Consider the following 16,426-nt stretch of genomic DNA (forward strand, 5'->3'; position numbering starts at 1 on the left):
TGGTTTGTCGTCCTAAGGTTGCCAGCCCTGTACACTATCTGTCCGCACGATAGGCGTATTATTCGCCGCCGTTGTAAATGTATGGTCGGCACTTTGCTCCCATAGCGTATTGCCTTTGCTGTCACGTTTGACATATTTATACTTAAACGCGGTATTCGTCGGTAAGGAAATGCGCGTACTCCAAACTGGATAGCCTTTTGCCGATAGTTTGATGCCCGAAGCGGGTATCCAGTTGCTCAGTAAAGGGCTGTCGCCTACCAGATAAATATTTTCTCCCCACTGGGTTTGCGCAGTGGCATTAAAACTGACGGTCACTTGCGGTTTATCGCAGGCATAACGGTCACACACCACTTTAGGGGCATCGCCTTTCCCAGACTTAATCGCAGCGGTCAGGTTGATATACTCGCCCATCGCCCAACTTAAAGGCTGCATGGAACGGGTCGCCGTGCCGGGGACATAAGGGGCTGGCGTGATGGTTTCCCAGCCCGTAATGGTTGCGGTCTGATTCCAGATTTGTTCGGGGATAAAGCCCGCAGGTGATGAGAAGGCTTTCAGGGCACTCAGATACGCCGTGCCTTTACTGCCGTCGCCGCTTTTGGCGATTTCGTAAATACCCCGTTCCGCCGTAAAAATAGGCCATAAACGTCCGCGCCCCGTGCCATTGTAACTGCCGCCTTGGTTATTTTCGCCATAGCCGTCATTGTTATAACGGAAAAAAGCATCACCTTTGCCAGGGAACGTTTGCTTCAGAAGTTCATCATATTCGGGCAGGGTGTCCAAAATCGTCCAATCGTTCGGACTCATCGCCCCCATACGCACCAATTCTAAGAAGCCGCCGTCAATAATCGACTTTTCTTTATGGTTGCCGCCACCGTTACCGAAAGTCAGGCTATCTTCGTCGTCAGGGTTTTGGTTGCTGTCGATACGGACATAATATTGTTTATTGCCATAATAGCCTGTGGTGGTAAATGTCCAATTGGCGATATTGTTGCGCCATTCGTCAGCTTTTTGCAGATAATACGCCGCCGCACCCGGATCGCCCGCCGCCGTCGCCAAATCGGCGGCACAGACTAGCCCGGCAATTTCGGCGGCAATGGTCGAAGGTGAGTACCCGCCCATTTCTTCCCAGCGCTCTTGCCCAGTATGCGGGCCGGTTTTGGCGACAAATTCCGCCGCCAATTTTATTTTCGGCCAAAGATCGGTGCGGTTAAGTTTCCACGCCAAAATGATCGGCATCGCCGCTTCGTCCATTTGGGTGCCGTTCCAATAAGGTTTGCCGTCGACAAAACTGTTTTGCGGAAAACGGCCAGCTGTAGCCCCTGTGGTTTCCATTTGTACATTGAACAAAAATTCGACCGATTTATTGGCGGTGTCTTTATCGCCCGCTGTGATTAAGGCGCTGGCAAATTTGAACAAATCTCGCGCCCAGACTAAATGGTAGCCGCCTTGGTTGCTGTCGTTGCTGGTATCGCCCCACGGCGTACCGGGACCTGCCACCATTGCGCCGCTACTTTTGTCTTGGATGCTTTTTAAGGTCATTGCCGCCAAATAATACTGGTTATCCGCCGTACCGCCTTGGTTGTCAAGGCCTTGGGTATAGGTTTTCCATTGGTCAGCATAGGTTTTTTCGACCGCCGCCAGATCATTTTTCAGGGCGGCGTTGGCTGTGTTCATCGCTTCATTTTCGCTGCTGCCAAAACCCAACACCACATCAAAACTGACTGAACTGCCGGTTGCGGCGGAAAAATCCAGCCAGCCCATTTGCGCGACGTTACCGCCTAAGGCATTGGCATAATGCCAATCCATGGTTCTGTCATGAACGCCTGCGAACAAATCGGTATAACCGTCGTTAGTGCCGACAAAGCCGTTAGATACCATTGGGTCGCTGCCCGTTACCCGCCAAGGTAAGGAGACAGCTAAGGCGGATACTGCCGAATTGGCTTTGCTTTCCGAAGCGACCAAGAAAGTGCGCCCCGACGTGCTTAAGGCTTTCGAGTTATCGGCGCCATCAGTGGTGCTTTGTTTGCCGCTACATTGTGCCTTGCCCGCCCCGGAATTGTTAATGGCGGGGTTGTTCAGCAAATAGACGTTATAATCTTTCACACTTTTGCCCGCTTCCAAGGTTTGGAAAGTCACGCGCTGAATGACCACATTACTGTTCGGGTCGGTAAATATTTTTTTGCTGATTTTCCATTTGCCGTTATCGGCGGTAGTCGCCGCATTCCAAATCATAGCACGCGGATCGGTTTGGCTGATTTCATGCTTGGCTTGTTTGCGCTCTTCATCACCCCAGGTTTTGGCGGCATCGGTGACCAAAAACTGCATATCGACATTTTGCACGGTGTCGATGGTCGGATAGAACACTTCGGTTAGGATACCTTCCGCCCCCGTAAAATAAACCCGTGATGTAGCACCTAATGATGTGCCGAGAAAGTCTTTAGCGGCAGGGCCCCACGTTGAGGGATAGCCGGGCGGGCAAGGGGCATCTTCGGCATGAAGCGGCGCAGACAGCGGCAACAACAGTAATAGTGGCCAGCTTTTTTTAATGTGGCGAAAAGGTTGCGGTAATGCCATGCCCGTTAATTGGGCAATGGCGGCGGCTAGGGTACGGTTTTTTTGTGGCATGGTATATTCCTCAGAAACTGAACAGTGGTGGTTTGGGGATAACATCACATCAGGATTCCAACCTGACCATTTTGGCGTGTGAAGGCTTACCTGCGGCATTCAAATAAAACATCATGTAGTAACCGGGCGGATACAGATTGGCGTTGCTGGGGGCATTGAATTTAATAAGGGCGCTACCTGCCTTATGCTCTTTAATCGCTATAGGCAAATCCACCAGACGTTGGCCGTAATCGAAAGAATGCGTGACTGAACCGAGTTTGACCAGCACCAGATCGCCTGCCGCCTCCGCTGCGCTAACGGTGACTAGGCCGGTTTGGCCATATTTGATAGACTCTGGCGCTTGGATGATTTCGGGGCGCACACCCGGCTTAAACAAATAAGGTGGGCTGAAAATTTCCGCTTGCCAAATCTCTGCCGGCACGAAAGGCTGGGTATCGCCCTCGGCATAATAGCTTTGCGGATGCTGGTAAAACTCTTCTAAAGTAAAGGCTTTGGGCTGTCCCGCTTGGTCGGTCAGTTTGGCGAAGACGTTAAATTCCTTCGCATCGCGGATAGTGTCCACGCGGACGTTGCCGACACTGTCACGGGCCGCCCTGTTGGCGTTGCCGCCGATAATTAACACCCGTGCGTCGGGCAATAGCAACGCGCCGTTATGGTATAGCCTAGGCAAGTGGGCGGCTTTCATGCGCTTTATGTCATAGCCGCCGTTAGCTTGCGGGTTCGGCGACAGTAATAAGGGTTCATAGACAGGGCGGTATTCGGGATAAACGCCGCCATTAACGACCAAAACTTCTTTATCCGGCAAAATGACCGCTTGCAGATTGGCTCTAGGCTCCGCAAGAAACGCGGGGGTTTGCGACCATTGGCCTAATTTTGTTCCGGTTTTGCCGGGCGCTTGCCAACGTTGCAGACTGGAGGCGACGCTAGCGCCCGGAATATCCGGCTTATTAGGCAGGCCAAAGCCAATATCATTAGTCCCCGTCAAACCGCCCAGCAACACCACGTCTTCGGAATTGGGCACTTGAAACGCAGTACCGTAAGCTTTTGAGGTTTCGGCTTTATCCGCACCGACCTCAAAACTGACCGACAGCTTACCGCCCGTGTCTTTCGCCACCGCCATCAGATACGATTTTTTGCTGCTATGCGGCGTCAAGACATTGGCGATGCCCGCCTCGTCGCCAGTAATCAGCAATTTGCCTGTGGCAGTAGGGAAAACGCGTGGATACAAGTCGATGCTGTCATAAACCGAACTGCCTTCCAGTTTGGTGTTAAACGGGCTATCGGCAATTTGTGCCAAGTCAAAATAATCTAACTTGTTCAGTAAGGGGTCGTAAATTTCTAAGCCCTGATTGATTTGATTGGGTTCATTTAATTTCAGGCCAGAAAAAATGGCGATTTTGCCGTCGGCCAGCGGCACTAAGCTCGGATACCAACGTCCTTCTTTAAGCTGCCCTTTATCCGACCAAGTATTGTCACGCCAATTATATAGGTTGAGCTGCCTGGAACCGGTAAAGCGTCCACCCGGATAATAGCGGCCAGTACCGCCGACAAACAGGACATTGCCGTCAGCTTGCTGTAAATGGCCCGCGCAAAACAAGTCATTGTTCTCTTGGTGCTGTATCGCCGGTGGCGATGGAATTTTGGCAAATTCGGCAGTTTGGGGATCAAATAGGACGGTATTGTTAACGGAATCATAGTCGCCTGAATCCACGCCTTCTTGGATTTTCTGAGTGTCGCCTTCGGTGACAATGGTATTACGGAAGCTGCTGCCGTTCGCTATCAGTACCTTACCGTTAGGTAACAACACCGAATGTACAGCTTGGGCTAGGGTTTGCTGGCTGGGCATAGGAACACTCTCCCATGCTCCTGCCGTTTGCGGATCTTCTTCAGCCGTGGCGGCATTAACGTTCGCGCTCATAATGACAGCGCTTAGCATTAATGATAAGGCCGTTTGATATATAGGTTGTTGGGTCAGTATGGGCATTAGATCAACCTCTTAAAAATGAGTGGCTTAGCTTAACAGGCTAGTCAGGTTGGCTAAGAAACTGATGCTGGGGGCAAAAAAGTATTCGCCGCCTTGCAGAGTGATACACAGCGGCATCGACACCGCTTCCCTAGTGGGTGCGCCCCATTGGCTAGGCCATTGTTGGGTGCCTTGGGGTTGCCCGATCACAGGGTCGGGGCCGACAGCGACTTTGACAAAATTTGCCGAATTAGACCAACTGGCTTGGATAAAATTGAATTGGTTTTCGATGTTCGCCTGAAAGCATAAGAACAGCAAACCGGAACCGGTTTCGGGGGCGGCAGTCAGATCGGCATTACCGTAACTGACGGCCCGCCGGGCGATACGGTGCTTTTTTTCCATCGCCAACGCTTGCGCGACATCATCCGATGACACAACCCTGCCGGTATCGCCACGCGGGTTGGTTTTACGCAAATGGGAATGGAACGGGCATTTGTTCGCTGCCGTATCGGCATCGTAATTAAAATTATTGGTGGTCGGGTTATCGGGTATCGGTGTGTCCGATAAAACCACAGGACTGCCGTCTTGGAAGCGGCCCATCATCATCGCCCCCGCCAAACCGTTATCCACACCCAAGGTTTGCGCTAAGGCTTGTTGCGAGGTATGGAACTTTTTGACATTTTGTTCCAGTTTTCGGTATACCAGATAACTGCCAAAACTGTCTTCGGTTAGGCCATTAGGGTCTTTGGTGACGATAATATCTAACGAAGCCCTAGGATCCCATTGATCGAATCCACCATCTTTTTCTTTAGCGGCATCAATATCGCTTTTCATGAACAGGGGTTGGCTGATGCCATCGACAAAGCCAAAATGCTCTATCACTTGGCCAGCGGCGTTTCTTAAGATGAAGCCGTCATCCCGCTGGACAATATCGGCTATTTGCTCTAAGGTGTCGGCAATACCGCTTACCACATTCTGTAAGTGTTGGCTATCATCATCTGCCAACAGTAACAACGCGTGGATGTCGCCTTGAAAACCGTTTTCCCATTGGGAAGCGGACGGATCGCCTAACGTTTGGGCGATATCCGGATTTTTTATCCCTAGACGGAACGGTTTGTCGGTAGGGATTTTAAACGGCGGGATACCCAGATATTCATAACCTTGGCAGGACAGCAAGCAGTTTGCCCACACCCCGCCAGATAGCCGTTCGGCTTTATAACGCGCAGTCTCCTGCCATTGTTGGGCGGCGGATTTGACATATTGTTTGGTAAAGCCCTCCAGCCATGCCGCCACTTCAGCGGGTGTGGCCTTAAAGCGCAGTAACAGGTGGACGCTATAATCGCGGCCATGGCCTTTGAGGATATTGCCTTGCAGATCGTCAAGAAAAATCTTGAAAATATCAGGATTACCCGGGTCAATCCCCGTCTCTAACGTAGTTGATAAAATGTCGTCTGTTAACATCACGTCTCCGGCAAATGCCATTACACTGTTTGAAAAATCCGCTACAAAAACATAGCTAGCCAAATTGATGGTTTTGCTTTATTACATATAAAGGGTGCGAAGCGTTTGCTGGTACGCGTCTTCGTACCCTTCGCGGCTAACCGCTTTCATAATAGCGGGCCACTTGGGGCCGTGGCTTTATCCCAGCGGCAAGTCTTTTCCTAAGGCTTGTTATTCCATAATTGTCTGGAAATGAGCCATTCGCCGTTGTCAGGGCTGCATTCGACAATCCACAAGGCCGTATATTTGGCGACCCGTATCGCTCTTGTGCTGTGGTCAGTGATTTGGGCAACCGAGTTGCCTAAAACATAAGCCGTAGCGCCAAATAATCGGATTTCCTCGGCAGTAAATACGGGATCGATATCGGCATTGGCGATTTGTCTGGCAAAACCTTCGGCTATTTCGGCTTGGCCACGGCAATCTGCCGCATTGGGCGGAGACCAAAAGGCATCGGCGGTGTACATAGCGATATAAGCCTCAATATCCCTACCCCTAACCCTATCGGCATACGTTTGCTCAAACAGGGTCTGTATCGCTTCATAATCTGACATGCTCATAAGTAAACCCTATTGGTTGGCGGCGGGAGGCTGATGCCCTCTTAATACAGATGCGGGCACATTAGCGTGGATGGCCGCCAGCACCTCGGCGGCAATAGTGTAAGCACTGGGATAAGGTGGTTTAGCGGGATCTTCTCCAGGTATCCAAAACTTCCGTCTGGATAAGCGTAGCGAATCTAAAAACGCCGGAATGGCATTAAAAATCTCCACCGCAATAGGGCCTTGATGGGCGTTTAACAGTGGTTCGACCAAGGTTTGCCAAGGTATCCAACTGTCTTGGACATTACCCCGATCCGGTGGGGAAATCTGCGCATAATGCAGACGGCCTTCCTGTACCAGCCAGTCGAGCTGTTCTTTAAACAGTAAGGGGCCGGCACCGTCGAGGGTTTCGTGGGCCGTGTCGAGGCATACCCCGACCTGCTGACAAGGTACGCCTTCTAAAAAGCCGATCAGTTGCGCCAAAGTGTTAGGGCCTGGCGTTTCCCAATGCGTGATCGGTTCTATCGCCAATTTGACGGCTTTGCCTTGTGCATACAGGCCTAATTCGTTCAGTACGGGCTGGGCGTTCAGATAACGTTGGGCCATATAATCTTGCAGCGCGTCGCTCCAGATGCCTTGATTGTCGGCGGTTACCGGAAAGTGCCCATAAGGGTAGACAATCGGCCCCATCATAATAGTGCCCCGTAACGCGGCGGTGATGTCCACCCGCGACTTTAAATACACCAAAGCGGCGTCGCGTTGCGCCTGATCTTCGGAACTGGGGTCAAACGTGGGCGTAGCCCCGACATTGGTAGCGACTTTCATATCCTCCAAGCCGCTGGCATCCATCGCTTGCCGCAATTGTGCATAGTCGGCAATTTGCTGGGCATAATCGGTGTCTTCAGTAACGGCCAGCGGGAATTCGAAACCCGAATAGCCCAGCTCTTTTAAAGCCTGCATGTGGGTGATGATGACGTTTCTATAGGCTTCGTCGCTGGGCTTCATATCTGTGGTAAACATGAAAAAGCTGATGTAAATGTCTCTGGCAGTCTTATCAGTGTGGTGATTCATTAGCTATCCTTTGTGTCCGATAGGGTTAAAAATACGGGTAACCATAAGGGTTATGGTTACCCCTACATGAACCTCAGTTATCTGAGGTTGGCTTTAAAACCCTATGGTTTCACGAAGATATTGGCGGGCCATTTGGGCATAGACTAAAGGATTGGCTTTTTTGGGGTCTTGCTCGGCTTCGACGACCAGCCAGCCTTGATAATTGGCGGCCGCTAAGGTTTCTAAGATCGGTTTAAAATTAATCGCCCCCGCACTGTCACCGGGTACGGTAAACACCCCGGCACGGATGGAGTCTAAGAAACTGCTGTTACTGGCAACCGAACTGTCCAACACGGATTTGCGGATGTTTTTCAGATGGACATGCTTAATCCGGCTAGCATATTTTGTCGCAATCGCTAAAGGGTCAACGCCGGCATAAAACAAATGCCCGGTATCTAACAATAAATGGACATATTTAGGGTCAGTACCCGCCATCAGACGGTCAATATCCGGCGCTTTTTCCACACCCGTGCCGACATGGGGGTGATAGCACAAACGCATCCCTTCTTTTTCCGCCAAGGCACCCAACATATTCAAGCCGTCCAGCAACGCTTTCCATTGTGCGTCGGTAAATTCCGGCTTATTTGGCAATACCGCCACCGGTTGCTGATGTACGGCATTGCCTAATTCCGCGACCACGATATCGGTACCACCCATGGTTTTGATAAAGGCCATTTGCTTTTTGAAGGTTTCTAGGGTCTGCTCATCCATGGCCTTAATGGTGTAATAAGTACCTACCCAAGGCTCGGAAATTTTCAAGCCGCGTAAGTTCAGCTCGTCAGTCAGCACTTTGGTGTCGGTCGGATATTTATGGCCGACACTGGAGCCTTGAAAGCCCGCCAAAGCCATTTCGCTGACGATTTGCTTAAAGCCAATATCATCATCAATGGTCGGATCGTCATCATTAACCCAACCCGTTGGGGTAATGCCCAAAAAAACTTTGCTGGGGTCAAACAGGGTTTTGGTGGTGGGGGCGGTTATTTTGGCTTTAGCATAAGCGCTTTCGGCGACCGCAGCAGGACTCGCCAATACCATGCCTCCGACCATAGCGGCCAGCAAACAATGGGCAATGGCACGGCGAAGCGTAATGTTTGTAAAATAGTTACTATTGTTCATATCAATACCTTTTACTGAGATAAAATCATGTGATGTATCGTTAGGAAAACGGCGCAGCTTTGGGTGTTGCTGACATGAAATCCAGCAAGGCCTCCAACCGTCGCTAGATTTGCTTAGGAAAATACCGGGGCGTTAACCCAACTGTCATATCCGGGGGCTTTGGCACCGGCGGGGGTTACCCCGACAGTAGGCCATAGCAAACCTTCAGTATAGGCGGCTGGACTGACGACAAAGCTGTCGCCCTGTTCTCCGGTTCCGTAAGCGCCCCACCAGTCTTTTGGTAATTGATACCAAGTGCCGACAAACCAGAGCTTAATGATATTGCGGGTGACCGGGCCGAATTTCGGATCGTTGAAAATGGTATTGCGCAACAGGTTATCCAACGTTGCGGCATCACCGTTTGCGGTGGCAACAATGGCTTGATATTGCAACAGCAGCTCATCTAAAGTGGCCGGGCCGATAATCTTTTGCACGGTCTCAAAATAAGGTGCCGCCATGCCAGTACCCTGTAGCCTAAAGGTACTGAAACCTGTCAGTGTCACGGAAAAATCGATAAATAAATCAAACATGTAGGTAGCTCCCGTTAATTCTTTAGGTTATGCCGCTCTCGAACCAAAGGTAGGGCCGGCATTAGTGCTCTCACCTTGGATAGGATTAGGGTTTCTGACTAATTGGCTGGCCAGTTCTTTTAAGCGGAACATACCGCCCACCGCCGGGATCAGGTATTCTGGTTTACCGTTATAAGCGTCAGTGATGTGGCGTAAAAAGTCATAATAAGCCGCTTCAAAGTCGCTGGCCGCCTGATAGACTTCAGTGCCTTGCGGATAATCCGTCAAATGCGCATTGCTTTTCAGGTCATAGACGGCATCCCAATCGACCGTGAAAAAGTCGCCGCTCGGTTGGTTAACTGGGTCGCCGTGGACGTAATAGCGCCCTTTTTGGATTTGTTGGAAACGGTAATAGTGGCCAATTTCACCGCTGCTGCTATAAACAGAGTCTGCGTAACCCTCGCCCTGTTCGATAATCAAGTTAAGGGCCGCTTTGGCTGTTTCTAAGTTGTTGACGACGATGATGTCGCCGCCCCCCGAATAATAATATTTGGGGCCGATTTGTAAGGCTTCATCGCCAGAAAACAACGCCTCGCCGAGTTGCGCATAAACGGTATCCAAACCGTCAATAATGGCTTCATAAAACTCGCCGATACTGTAAAAGTGCATATCCGCAGATTTGCCGCAAGCGATCAGAGCCTTATCAAGGATGCAATGGCAATGCCGGTCTTTATGTTTATGGACTATATGGCCGCGTAAGCCGTGCGGGAGATGCACAGGCCTTAAGGCTGGGCGCTCGATATTCAAAAAAGTTTCGATAGCTTGTAGGGAAAACTTTTCCGTGCTGACCTGAAAATCCGTTTCCCCACTAGGTAAATAAGTCGGGTAGAGGGGGACAAAATCGGCTGCGGCCAAATCCGGCTTGCCGCCAATCGCATTTAAAACATTGGCAGCCAAGGTCAGATGCAACATCTCTTCAACCAGAGCGGCGCGGAGAATCAATGTGGCATCCAGGTTAGTACCCGGATGGATGGAATAAAGCGCGGTCAGGTATACGGGTATAGTGGAGTGTTCAAGCTGTAATGCCGTTTGCAGATAATGCTGCAACTCTTCTTTGCTGTTAATTTTGGCGCAGGCTGTGGTATGGTTCATGTATGTCCTCTTCAAATAAAAGTAGGGTTATCAATAGCGCGTGGATATATCCGGCCTAAGCCGTTTGTAAATCCCGCAAAATTTGCTCGATGCTCATATAGCACATAGCGGCTAAGGTGAGGGTGGTATTTGAGGTTGCGATGCTTGGCAAACTGCCGCTGCCTACCAGATAAAGGTTGTCGTGGTCCCAAGAACGTTGGTTGCGGTCTACCACAGAATCGGCGGAACTGCTGCCCATGATATGGGTGCCTGAAAAATGGTTACCGCCCCGTGCGATCATCTCTTGGCCGTTATAGATCAAGTAGCCGAAAGAACTGGGGTCGTAATAGGTGTGATCTTCAACGCCGATCTGCGCGAAAATTTCCTTGGACAATTTACGCCCATACGCCATCCCCGCTAAGCTATAATCGGACAGGCTATAAGTGATGACCGGACGGTAATTGCCGATTTGGTCGGTGTAGCTTGGATCAATAGTGATGCGGTTATTGGGATCAGGCAATTGCTCGACCATGAACGCCAGCAACAATTGGCGCGAGACGTTATTAACCAGTCCGTTGCGTAGGTCAGTCCCATATTGCTGCTGATTATCGACCAGATCCAGCAAGTCCGTTGTCGGTGAGCCGGTTGCCCAGCCCCAGCCTTCGTTATGGATGTCGATACGGAAGCCTGCATGTTGGCTGCGGAACTGCCCGCTACGGATCTCTTCGATACCCGATGTGCCTTGCGGGCCGCGCATTGTGCCGGAAATTTCCGGCATCAGGCCCCAGGCATGGATATACGGATGATCCATTAGATTTCTGCCAACCATATCGCTGCTGCTGTTTAAGCCGGAAGCCAGCATCAGCTTGGCGTTTTCTATAGGGTTGGCGGCCAAGACAAATACCCGCCCTTGTACCGTGCCTTCGGTATATTCGGGTAAAGCGGGGTCTTGGTAGGATTTATAATGGATACGCGTGACCCGTTGGCTATCAGGATCTATGTCTATTTTGTGGGCGACCGCTTGGGAAATGATCTCGGTATTGCCGGTTTGTAAGGCTTTATACAGGGTTTTTCTGGCATCATATTTGGCTTGTACCGGACAAATGGGCACACAGTTGCCGTTACCTTGGCAACGCTCGCCCATTTCTTCTTGGTTAGTGCCTAGTGCGCCAACGGGTACATAGCCCTTGCCGCCATCATAGTTTGGGTTGGGGACACCGTTACGCGCTTGGGGGATACTGCGCACCAACAAACTCCGCGCTTCGCCGCTTTCGAGTGTGATGGTCATGCCATCGACATGTTTAGCGACCATCTTGTCCAGATAGGAAACCGGAATCCTTTCCATAGGAAACACATAATTGGGGTCAAAGGTAATATCAAAATAGCGTTGGTCGTCAACATCGGCAGCTACGCCCAATTCCCGTTCCGCTATATTGTAATAAGGGTTAAGGGTTTCATAATCGTAAGGCCAGTCGCGGCCTTGTCCGAATAAGGTTTGCATTTTAAAGTCTTCCGGCAACATACGCAGGCAAGTGGCTTGCCAATGCAAGGTCGTACCGCCCAAGACGCGGGTATAAGTGCTTTCTAAAGGCAAGGTGCCCAATTGCACAAAATAGCCTTTGGTGTCAGGTACGCCGGGAGTGAGCTTGTCGACATCCAGGCTACTGGGGCTTTGCGCGTTGGCGTTAAAGGGGTAAGGGGCGTTGTTGTCTTTGTTGATATTGCCATAAAAGGTTTCGATATACTTGTTGTAACCGTTCATGGTGTAAATGTTTTCCGGACCGGCTTCCAAGATCAGCACCGACTTGCCTTGGCTGCTGAGTTCTTTGGCAATAATTGCGCCGCTAACTCCCGACCCTACGATAACGACATCATAGATTTTTTCCGCAAAGCGGGCATGATCGCTTTGGCAGCGGCATACATGTGAATACTTCGGCATTGCATGACTCCTTAAGGTTTATTAATGGACATCTAAAAGAAAAGGGTGGTACTCATGTTAGGCTGCCAAAACAGCTGGCCACCCTAAAAAAACAACAACGGATACTAACTTTTATGTTGAGTTGACCCGTCAAGCTGAAAGCCCTTAAACTAAGAGCTTTGCCCGAAAAATTAATCTGTTCAACAGAAAATAAATTGGGGTATAAGCACTTTTTTCTGTATAAAAGCCAAGCGCCTATTACCCATGATAAAGTTATTAACGTTTAAGCATCACAAATAGATAAAAATTAACGCATAAAATAATAAGACACTAATAGTTAGTTGCCTCGATTTTTTAAATCCTGAGAATTTATAACAAAATAAAAAAATAAATGAAATTAATTATTACCTATAAAAAAGTGAATATTCCACAAAAATTGTTTAACAACAAAAAAGTGCTTGATTTGAAAAAGAAAAACATTTGTGTACTGAAATAAATTTTTGCCTGTTTTTATTATGTGGCGCCAATATTAGCTTATCTGCTTGGCAAGCAGTACCCCGTTGGGGCTACCCATTAAGTACCTCCTCATCGTGATAGCAGACAACGCTTTTATGGTTGCTTGGCGGTAACTAACTGAACAAAGCCCACCGGTATGGATACTATTTGTCGGCAAACTATTTTGCCTATACTAAAGGGTGCTATGATTTTTATAGATGCGGCGCATCGGTGTAAGTAGTGGTTCATAAGTCTTTTAACATTTTTATCTCCGACTTGCTCCTAAGCGAAGCCCCGTTCCCTGAGCGAAGCAGAAGGGAGCGGGGTAAAATTCACAAATGTTAAAAAATATATGAACACCTACTTATTGATTAACATGAAACCCGTACTATCCAGAGGTATCCCATTTGCGCCATACTACTATGCTAAACCCTTACACCTCTTTGATAATTTTGGCTTCATTGGCCTGTTTGCTAATGCCAAAACCTGTTTGGGCGGCGCGGATGGACGGTTTTCCCGCTATTATCTTATGGGCATGGGAGCGGGCAGAAGATTTGCGTTTTTTGCCTAGCGAACGTTTTGGGGTGGCTTTTTTGGCGCAAACCCTGCGCTTACAAGAAGACACACTGCTGGTGAACCCCCGCCGCCAAGCTTTGAAAGTGTCGCCCACCACCCGTTTGATAGCGGTAACACGCATCGAAACCCATAAAAAAAGCCACCAGCGGGCGGCTTTGTCAGCGGCACAACGTGAAGCGATCATCCAAAGGGTGTTGCAGACCGCCGCCCTTAAAAATATTTCGGCAGTACAAATAGATTTTGATGCCAAAGTCTCGGAACGGGAATTTTACCGCCAATTTCTCATTACCCTGCGTAGCCGCTTAGCGGCGGATATTGCCTTATCCATAACGGCGTTGGCTTCTTTCTGTCTCGGTGATGGTTGGATTAATGGCTTGCCCGTAGATGAAGCGGTGCCGATGATTTTCCGTATGGGAATTGACGCGAAGAAAGTGCGGCACTTTTTGGCTGAAGGCAACGATTTTTCTGTGCCGTTATGTCAACAAAGTTACGGCATCGCTACCGACGAAGCCGAACCGCCACAGCATTTCGTTAAGCTTCGGCAACGCCGTTTGTATGTATTTAAGGGACGGCATGATGGCTGGAAACTCTCTGACCTAGATTTTTTAACACACCGCTAACCCTTCATGCCCCCCCGATCACCAAGAATCCGCCATGCACATCTTATCAAGACCCACTGTTAAACTAGCCTGGGGCATCGTCCTGCTCATGTCGGTTAGCTTACCGATACGAGCTGGCTCGTCATTGCCGCTGCCCATTTTTACTATAGCGGAACGCCCCGAAAATTTTGAGGAATTCAGCCAAGGTAAGCTGGGCATTATCCATGGCCAGTTATACCGTCCGGCGTTATTCGCGGCTTATCGGTCGTTAAGCAGTCAGCCCTTTTCGGCCACCGAACAACAAGCGTTGCTCCGCAGTTGGCAAAATATTTATGAGAGGACAGACGTAAAGCAAGACCAAAACACCACCGCGCTCAACAATTGGTTGGCGGCGCGGCAAGCCGTGTCAGCCGACGCGCCCAAGCCGGATATTAATGCGTTCAGACAAGGCAAAGACTATGCGTCTTATGCCAATTGCACCCCCGGCGCATTCGATAACGCCCGCAAAATATTAGCGGCTAGAATAAGCCGCTACACTGCCGCCAACGCCTTTGTTAAAGAGTGGCTGCAAGGCCAAGACCAAGTGTTTGCCAATTGCGCAAAAAACCAAGCCCTGCCCAACCCCGCACCCGCCGACGCACCTGCTTGGCTAAAGCAGGATCGGGCTTACCAAATAGCTGCCGCGCATTTTTACGCCGAGGATTATACCGCCGCCCAAGCAGACTTTAGCCACATCGCCCAAGACCCCCATTCCGAATGGCAACCGTTAGCGGCGTATCTATTGGCCAGGGTCGCGGTGCGCAAAGCCGCTGACCAAGCCGCCATCGATCAGATTAATGCCGTCTTGGCCAATAGCCAATTGGCGGCTTACCACAACGCCGCCAAGCAATTGGCAAACTACGTCAATTTCCGCTTGCAGCCCCGGCAACGGCACGCCGAACTGGCGAAACTACTGGTGCAGGCCAAAGACAACCCCCAGTTTTACCAAGACCTGACCGACTATCGGCGCTTACTGGACAAAGCTGAGCTACACGATGATGAAGACAATACTGAAGCGTTAAAACGCCAGAACGAATTTCGCCAAGACAGTGACTTAAGCGACTGGATTTTTACCGTACAGGCTAAAGATGACGACAAAACCGCCTTCAGCCATGCCTTAGTGCGTTGGCAAAGCGGCCGCACTCTGCCTTGGTTAGTGGCCAGCTTGCTCAAAGCCCCCGCTAAGGCCGCCGCTGCCGCCGCCCTGATCGCCGCCAGCGCCAGCGTCGGCCGCGAATCGCCCGCCTATCTGACCGTCAATTACCACGCCGTCCGCCTGCTGATGGCGCAAGGTAAAAATGCACAGGCACGGGCAAAACTCGATGCCTTACTCGCCAAGCCGTTGCCGGGTCACGCCAAACTAGCAGCCAACCAATTTTATGGCCAACGCTTGCTATTGGCGCAAACCCCCGACGAATTTGTCAAATACGCCCAACGGCAAACGCCGTTTTTGGCGTTAGAAGACAGTTATGAACTGGTTGACCCTAAAACTGACGGTGGCGCGATGTTCGATGCCGATGCCACCAGTATTTTCAATGTGCTAATGCCGCTATCGGTATTAAAAACCTTCGCCTTACACCCTGCCCTGCCCAAAGACCTGAAAAGCCGTCTGCTGATTTCGGTATGGACCCGCGCCGTGTTACTGGGTGATGATGCCAGCGCCGTAGCATTTGCCCCGCACCTAGGCAAATATCTGCCGACACTAAAACCGTTTCTCAAGCAATACCAACAGGCCAACACCCCGGAGCAACGCCATACCAGTGCGCTGTGGTTAATACTCAACAACCCTGCCATGCGCCCGCTGGTGAACAAAGCTGAGGGCCGTTGGGTGGAGATTAACGAAATTGACGATTTTCGTGATAACTGGTGGTGCGACAACCAGGCCGACCAATACCCTTCAGGTAGCGCCGATAACCTGCCTGTCGGGCCGCCCCCGGCTTTTCTGACCGCCGCCGAGCTTAAGCAAGCCGCCAAAGAAAACGCCCAAATCACCGCCTTGACCGGAGCAGCCAATTATTTGACCGCCCAGACCCTACAATGGGCCAAAGCCTCCGCTACCGACCCGCGTATACCCGAAGCCCTGTATCTGGCAGTACGGACAACCCGCTACGGCTGCACAGACTGCGCCACCAAAAACTATTCCAAAGCCGCATTTGAGCTACTGGCGCACCATTATCGGGGTTCGGTATGGCAACGCAAAACTCCTTACTGGTTTGGCCGATGCGATCAATAAACGGATGCTAACCCTAAAATTTAGAATGTGGCATCCA

11 protein-coding genes are annotated in these 16,426 nt (G+C 50.4%); 2 read left to right on the forward strand and 9 right to left on the reverse strand.

Features of this window, described 5'->3' with window-relative positions:
- Positions 1 to 12 precede the first annotated feature (12 nt).
- From AADEFJLK_RS20255 to AADEFJLK_RS20295, 9 genes are all read right to left on the reverse strand, one after another.
- Positions 13 to 2,625, reverse strand: coding sequence for a glycoside hydrolase family 15 protein (locus tag AADEFJLK_RS20255; RefSeq protein WP_211299284.1), 2,613 nt, complete (start codon positions 2,623 to 2,625; stop codon positions 13 to 15).
- A gap of 49 nt (positions 2,626 to 2,674) precedes the next feature.
- On the reverse strand, positions 2,675 to 4,543 hold the full coding sequence (locus AADEFJLK_RS20260) for a galactose oxidase early set domain-containing protein (RefSeq protein WP_249028099.1): 1,869 nt from the start codon (positions 4,541 to 4,543) through the stop codon (positions 2,675 to 2,677).
- 93 nt (positions 4,544 to 4,636) lie between these two features.
- A complete protein-coding gene (locus tag AADEFJLK_RS20265; protein WP_198328500.1) occupies positions 4,637 to 6,049 on the reverse strand; it encodes a Dyp-type peroxidase in 1,413 nt (470 codons plus the stop codon).
- Positions 6,050 to 6,249: 200 nt separating this feature from the next.
- Positions 6,250 to 6,645, reverse strand: a complete 396-nt coding sequence (locus AADEFJLK_RS20270) for a YybH family protein (protein ID WP_088618904.1) — start codon at positions 6,643 to 6,645, stop codon at positions 6,250 to 6,252.
- A gap of 9 nt (positions 6,646 to 6,654) precedes the next feature.
- On the reverse strand, positions 6,655 to 7,695 hold the full coding sequence (locus AADEFJLK_RS20275) for a sugar phosphate isomerase/epimerase family protein (RefSeq protein ID WP_170065193.1): 1,041 nt from the start codon (positions 7,693 to 7,695) through the stop codon (positions 6,655 to 6,657).
- A gap of 93 nt (positions 7,696 to 7,788) precedes the next feature.
- Positions 7,789 to 8,850, reverse strand: a complete 1,062-nt coding sequence (gene iolE / locus AADEFJLK_RS20280) for a myo-inosose-2 dehydratase (RefSeq protein ID WP_211299287.1) — start codon at positions 8,848 to 8,850, stop codon at positions 7,789 to 7,791.
- Positions 8,851 to 8,963: 113 nt separating this feature from the next.
- Positions 8,964 to 9,419: a hypothetical protein gene (locus tag AADEFJLK_RS20285; RefSeq protein ID WP_088618905.1), complete on the reverse strand. Its 456-nt coding sequence runs from the start codon at positions 9,417 to 9,419 to the stop codon at positions 8,964 to 8,966.
- A gap of 27 nt (positions 9,420 to 9,446) precedes the next feature.
- Positions 9,447 to 10,550 (reverse strand): ferritin-like domain-containing protein, encoded by a 1,104-nt coding sequence (locus AADEFJLK_RS20290; protein WP_103975555.1) that lies wholly within the window; start codon positions 10,548 to 10,550, stop codon positions 9,447 to 9,449.
- Positions 10,551 to 10,605: 55 nt separating this feature from the next.
- Positions 10,606 to 12,468, reverse strand: a complete 1,863-nt coding sequence (locus AADEFJLK_RS20295; RefSeq protein WP_103975556.1) for a GMC family oxidoreductase — start codon at positions 12,466 to 12,468, stop codon at positions 10,606 to 10,608.
- A 950-nt stretch (positions 12,469 to 13,418) separates the two neighbouring features.
- Here AADEFJLK_RS20295 and AADEFJLK_RS20300 point away from each other — a divergent pair.
- Complete coding sequence (locus AADEFJLK_RS20300; RefSeq protein ID WP_170065194.1) at positions 13,419 to 14,138, forward strand: DUF3142 domain-containing protein; 720 nt, start codon at positions 13,419 to 13,421, stop codon at positions 14,136 to 14,138.
- Between the two features lie 34 nt (positions 14,139 to 14,172).
- Positions 14,173 to 16,389, forward strand: a complete 2,217-nt coding sequence (locus AADEFJLK_RS20305) for a hypothetical protein (protein WP_146054683.1) — start codon at positions 14,173 to 14,175, stop codon at positions 16,387 to 16,389.
- Positions 16,390 to 16,426: the final 37 nt, after the last annotated feature.

The organism is Methylovulum psychrotolerans (assembly GCF_002923755.1).
Lineage (GTDB): Bacteria > Pseudomonadota > Gammaproteobacteria > Methylococcales > Methylomonadaceae > Methylovulum > Methylovulum psychrotolerans.

What these genes read in the sequence shown, in the direction of transcription:
- iolE (WP_211299287.1), bottom strand. Translation starts at nt 8,850, where the DNA reads ATGAACAATAGTAACTATTTTACAAACATTACGCTTCGCCGTGCCATT.
- AADEFJLK_RS20295 (WP_103975556.1), bottom strand. Translation starts at nt 12,468, where the DNA reads ATGCCGAAGTATTCACATGTATGCCGCTGCCAAAGCGATCATGCCCGC.
- AADEFJLK_RS20265 (WP_198328500.1), bottom strand. Translation starts at nt 6,049, where the DNA reads ATGTTAACAGACGACATTTTATCAACTACGTTAGAGACGGGGATTGAC.
- AADEFJLK_RS20260 (WP_249028099.1), bottom strand. Translation starts at nt 4,543, where the DNA reads ATGAGCGCGAACGTTAATGCCGCCACGGCTGAAGAAGATCCGCAAACG.
- AADEFJLK_RS20285 (WP_088618905.1), bottom strand. Translation starts at nt 9,419, where the DNA reads ATGTTTGATTTATTTATCGATTTTTCCGTGACACTGACAGGTTTCAGT.
- AADEFJLK_RS20255 (WP_211299284.1), bottom strand. Translation starts at nt 2,625, where the DNA reads ATGCCACAAAAAAACCGTACCCTAGCCGCCGCCATTGCCCAATTAACG.
- AADEFJLK_RS20275 (WP_170065193.1), bottom strand. Translation starts at nt 7,695, where the DNA reads ATGAATCACCACACTGATAAGACTGCCAGAGACATTTACATCAGCTTT.
- AADEFJLK_RS20305 (WP_146054683.1), top strand. Translation starts at nt 14,173, where the DNA reads ATGCACATCTTATCAAGACCCACTGTTAAACTAGCCTGGGGCATCGTC.
- AADEFJLK_RS20300 (WP_170065194.1), top strand. Translation starts at nt 13,419, where the DNA reads ATGCCAAAACCTGTTTGGGCGGCGCGGATGGACGGTTTTCCCGCTATT.
- AADEFJLK_RS20270 (WP_088618904.1), bottom strand. Translation starts at nt 6,645, where the DNA reads ATGAGCATGTCAGATTATGAAGCGATACAGACCCTGTTTGAGCAAACG.
- AADEFJLK_RS20290 (WP_103975555.1), bottom strand. Translation starts at nt 10,550, where the DNA reads ATGAACCATACCACAGCCTGCGCCAAAATTAACAGCAAAGAAGAGTTG.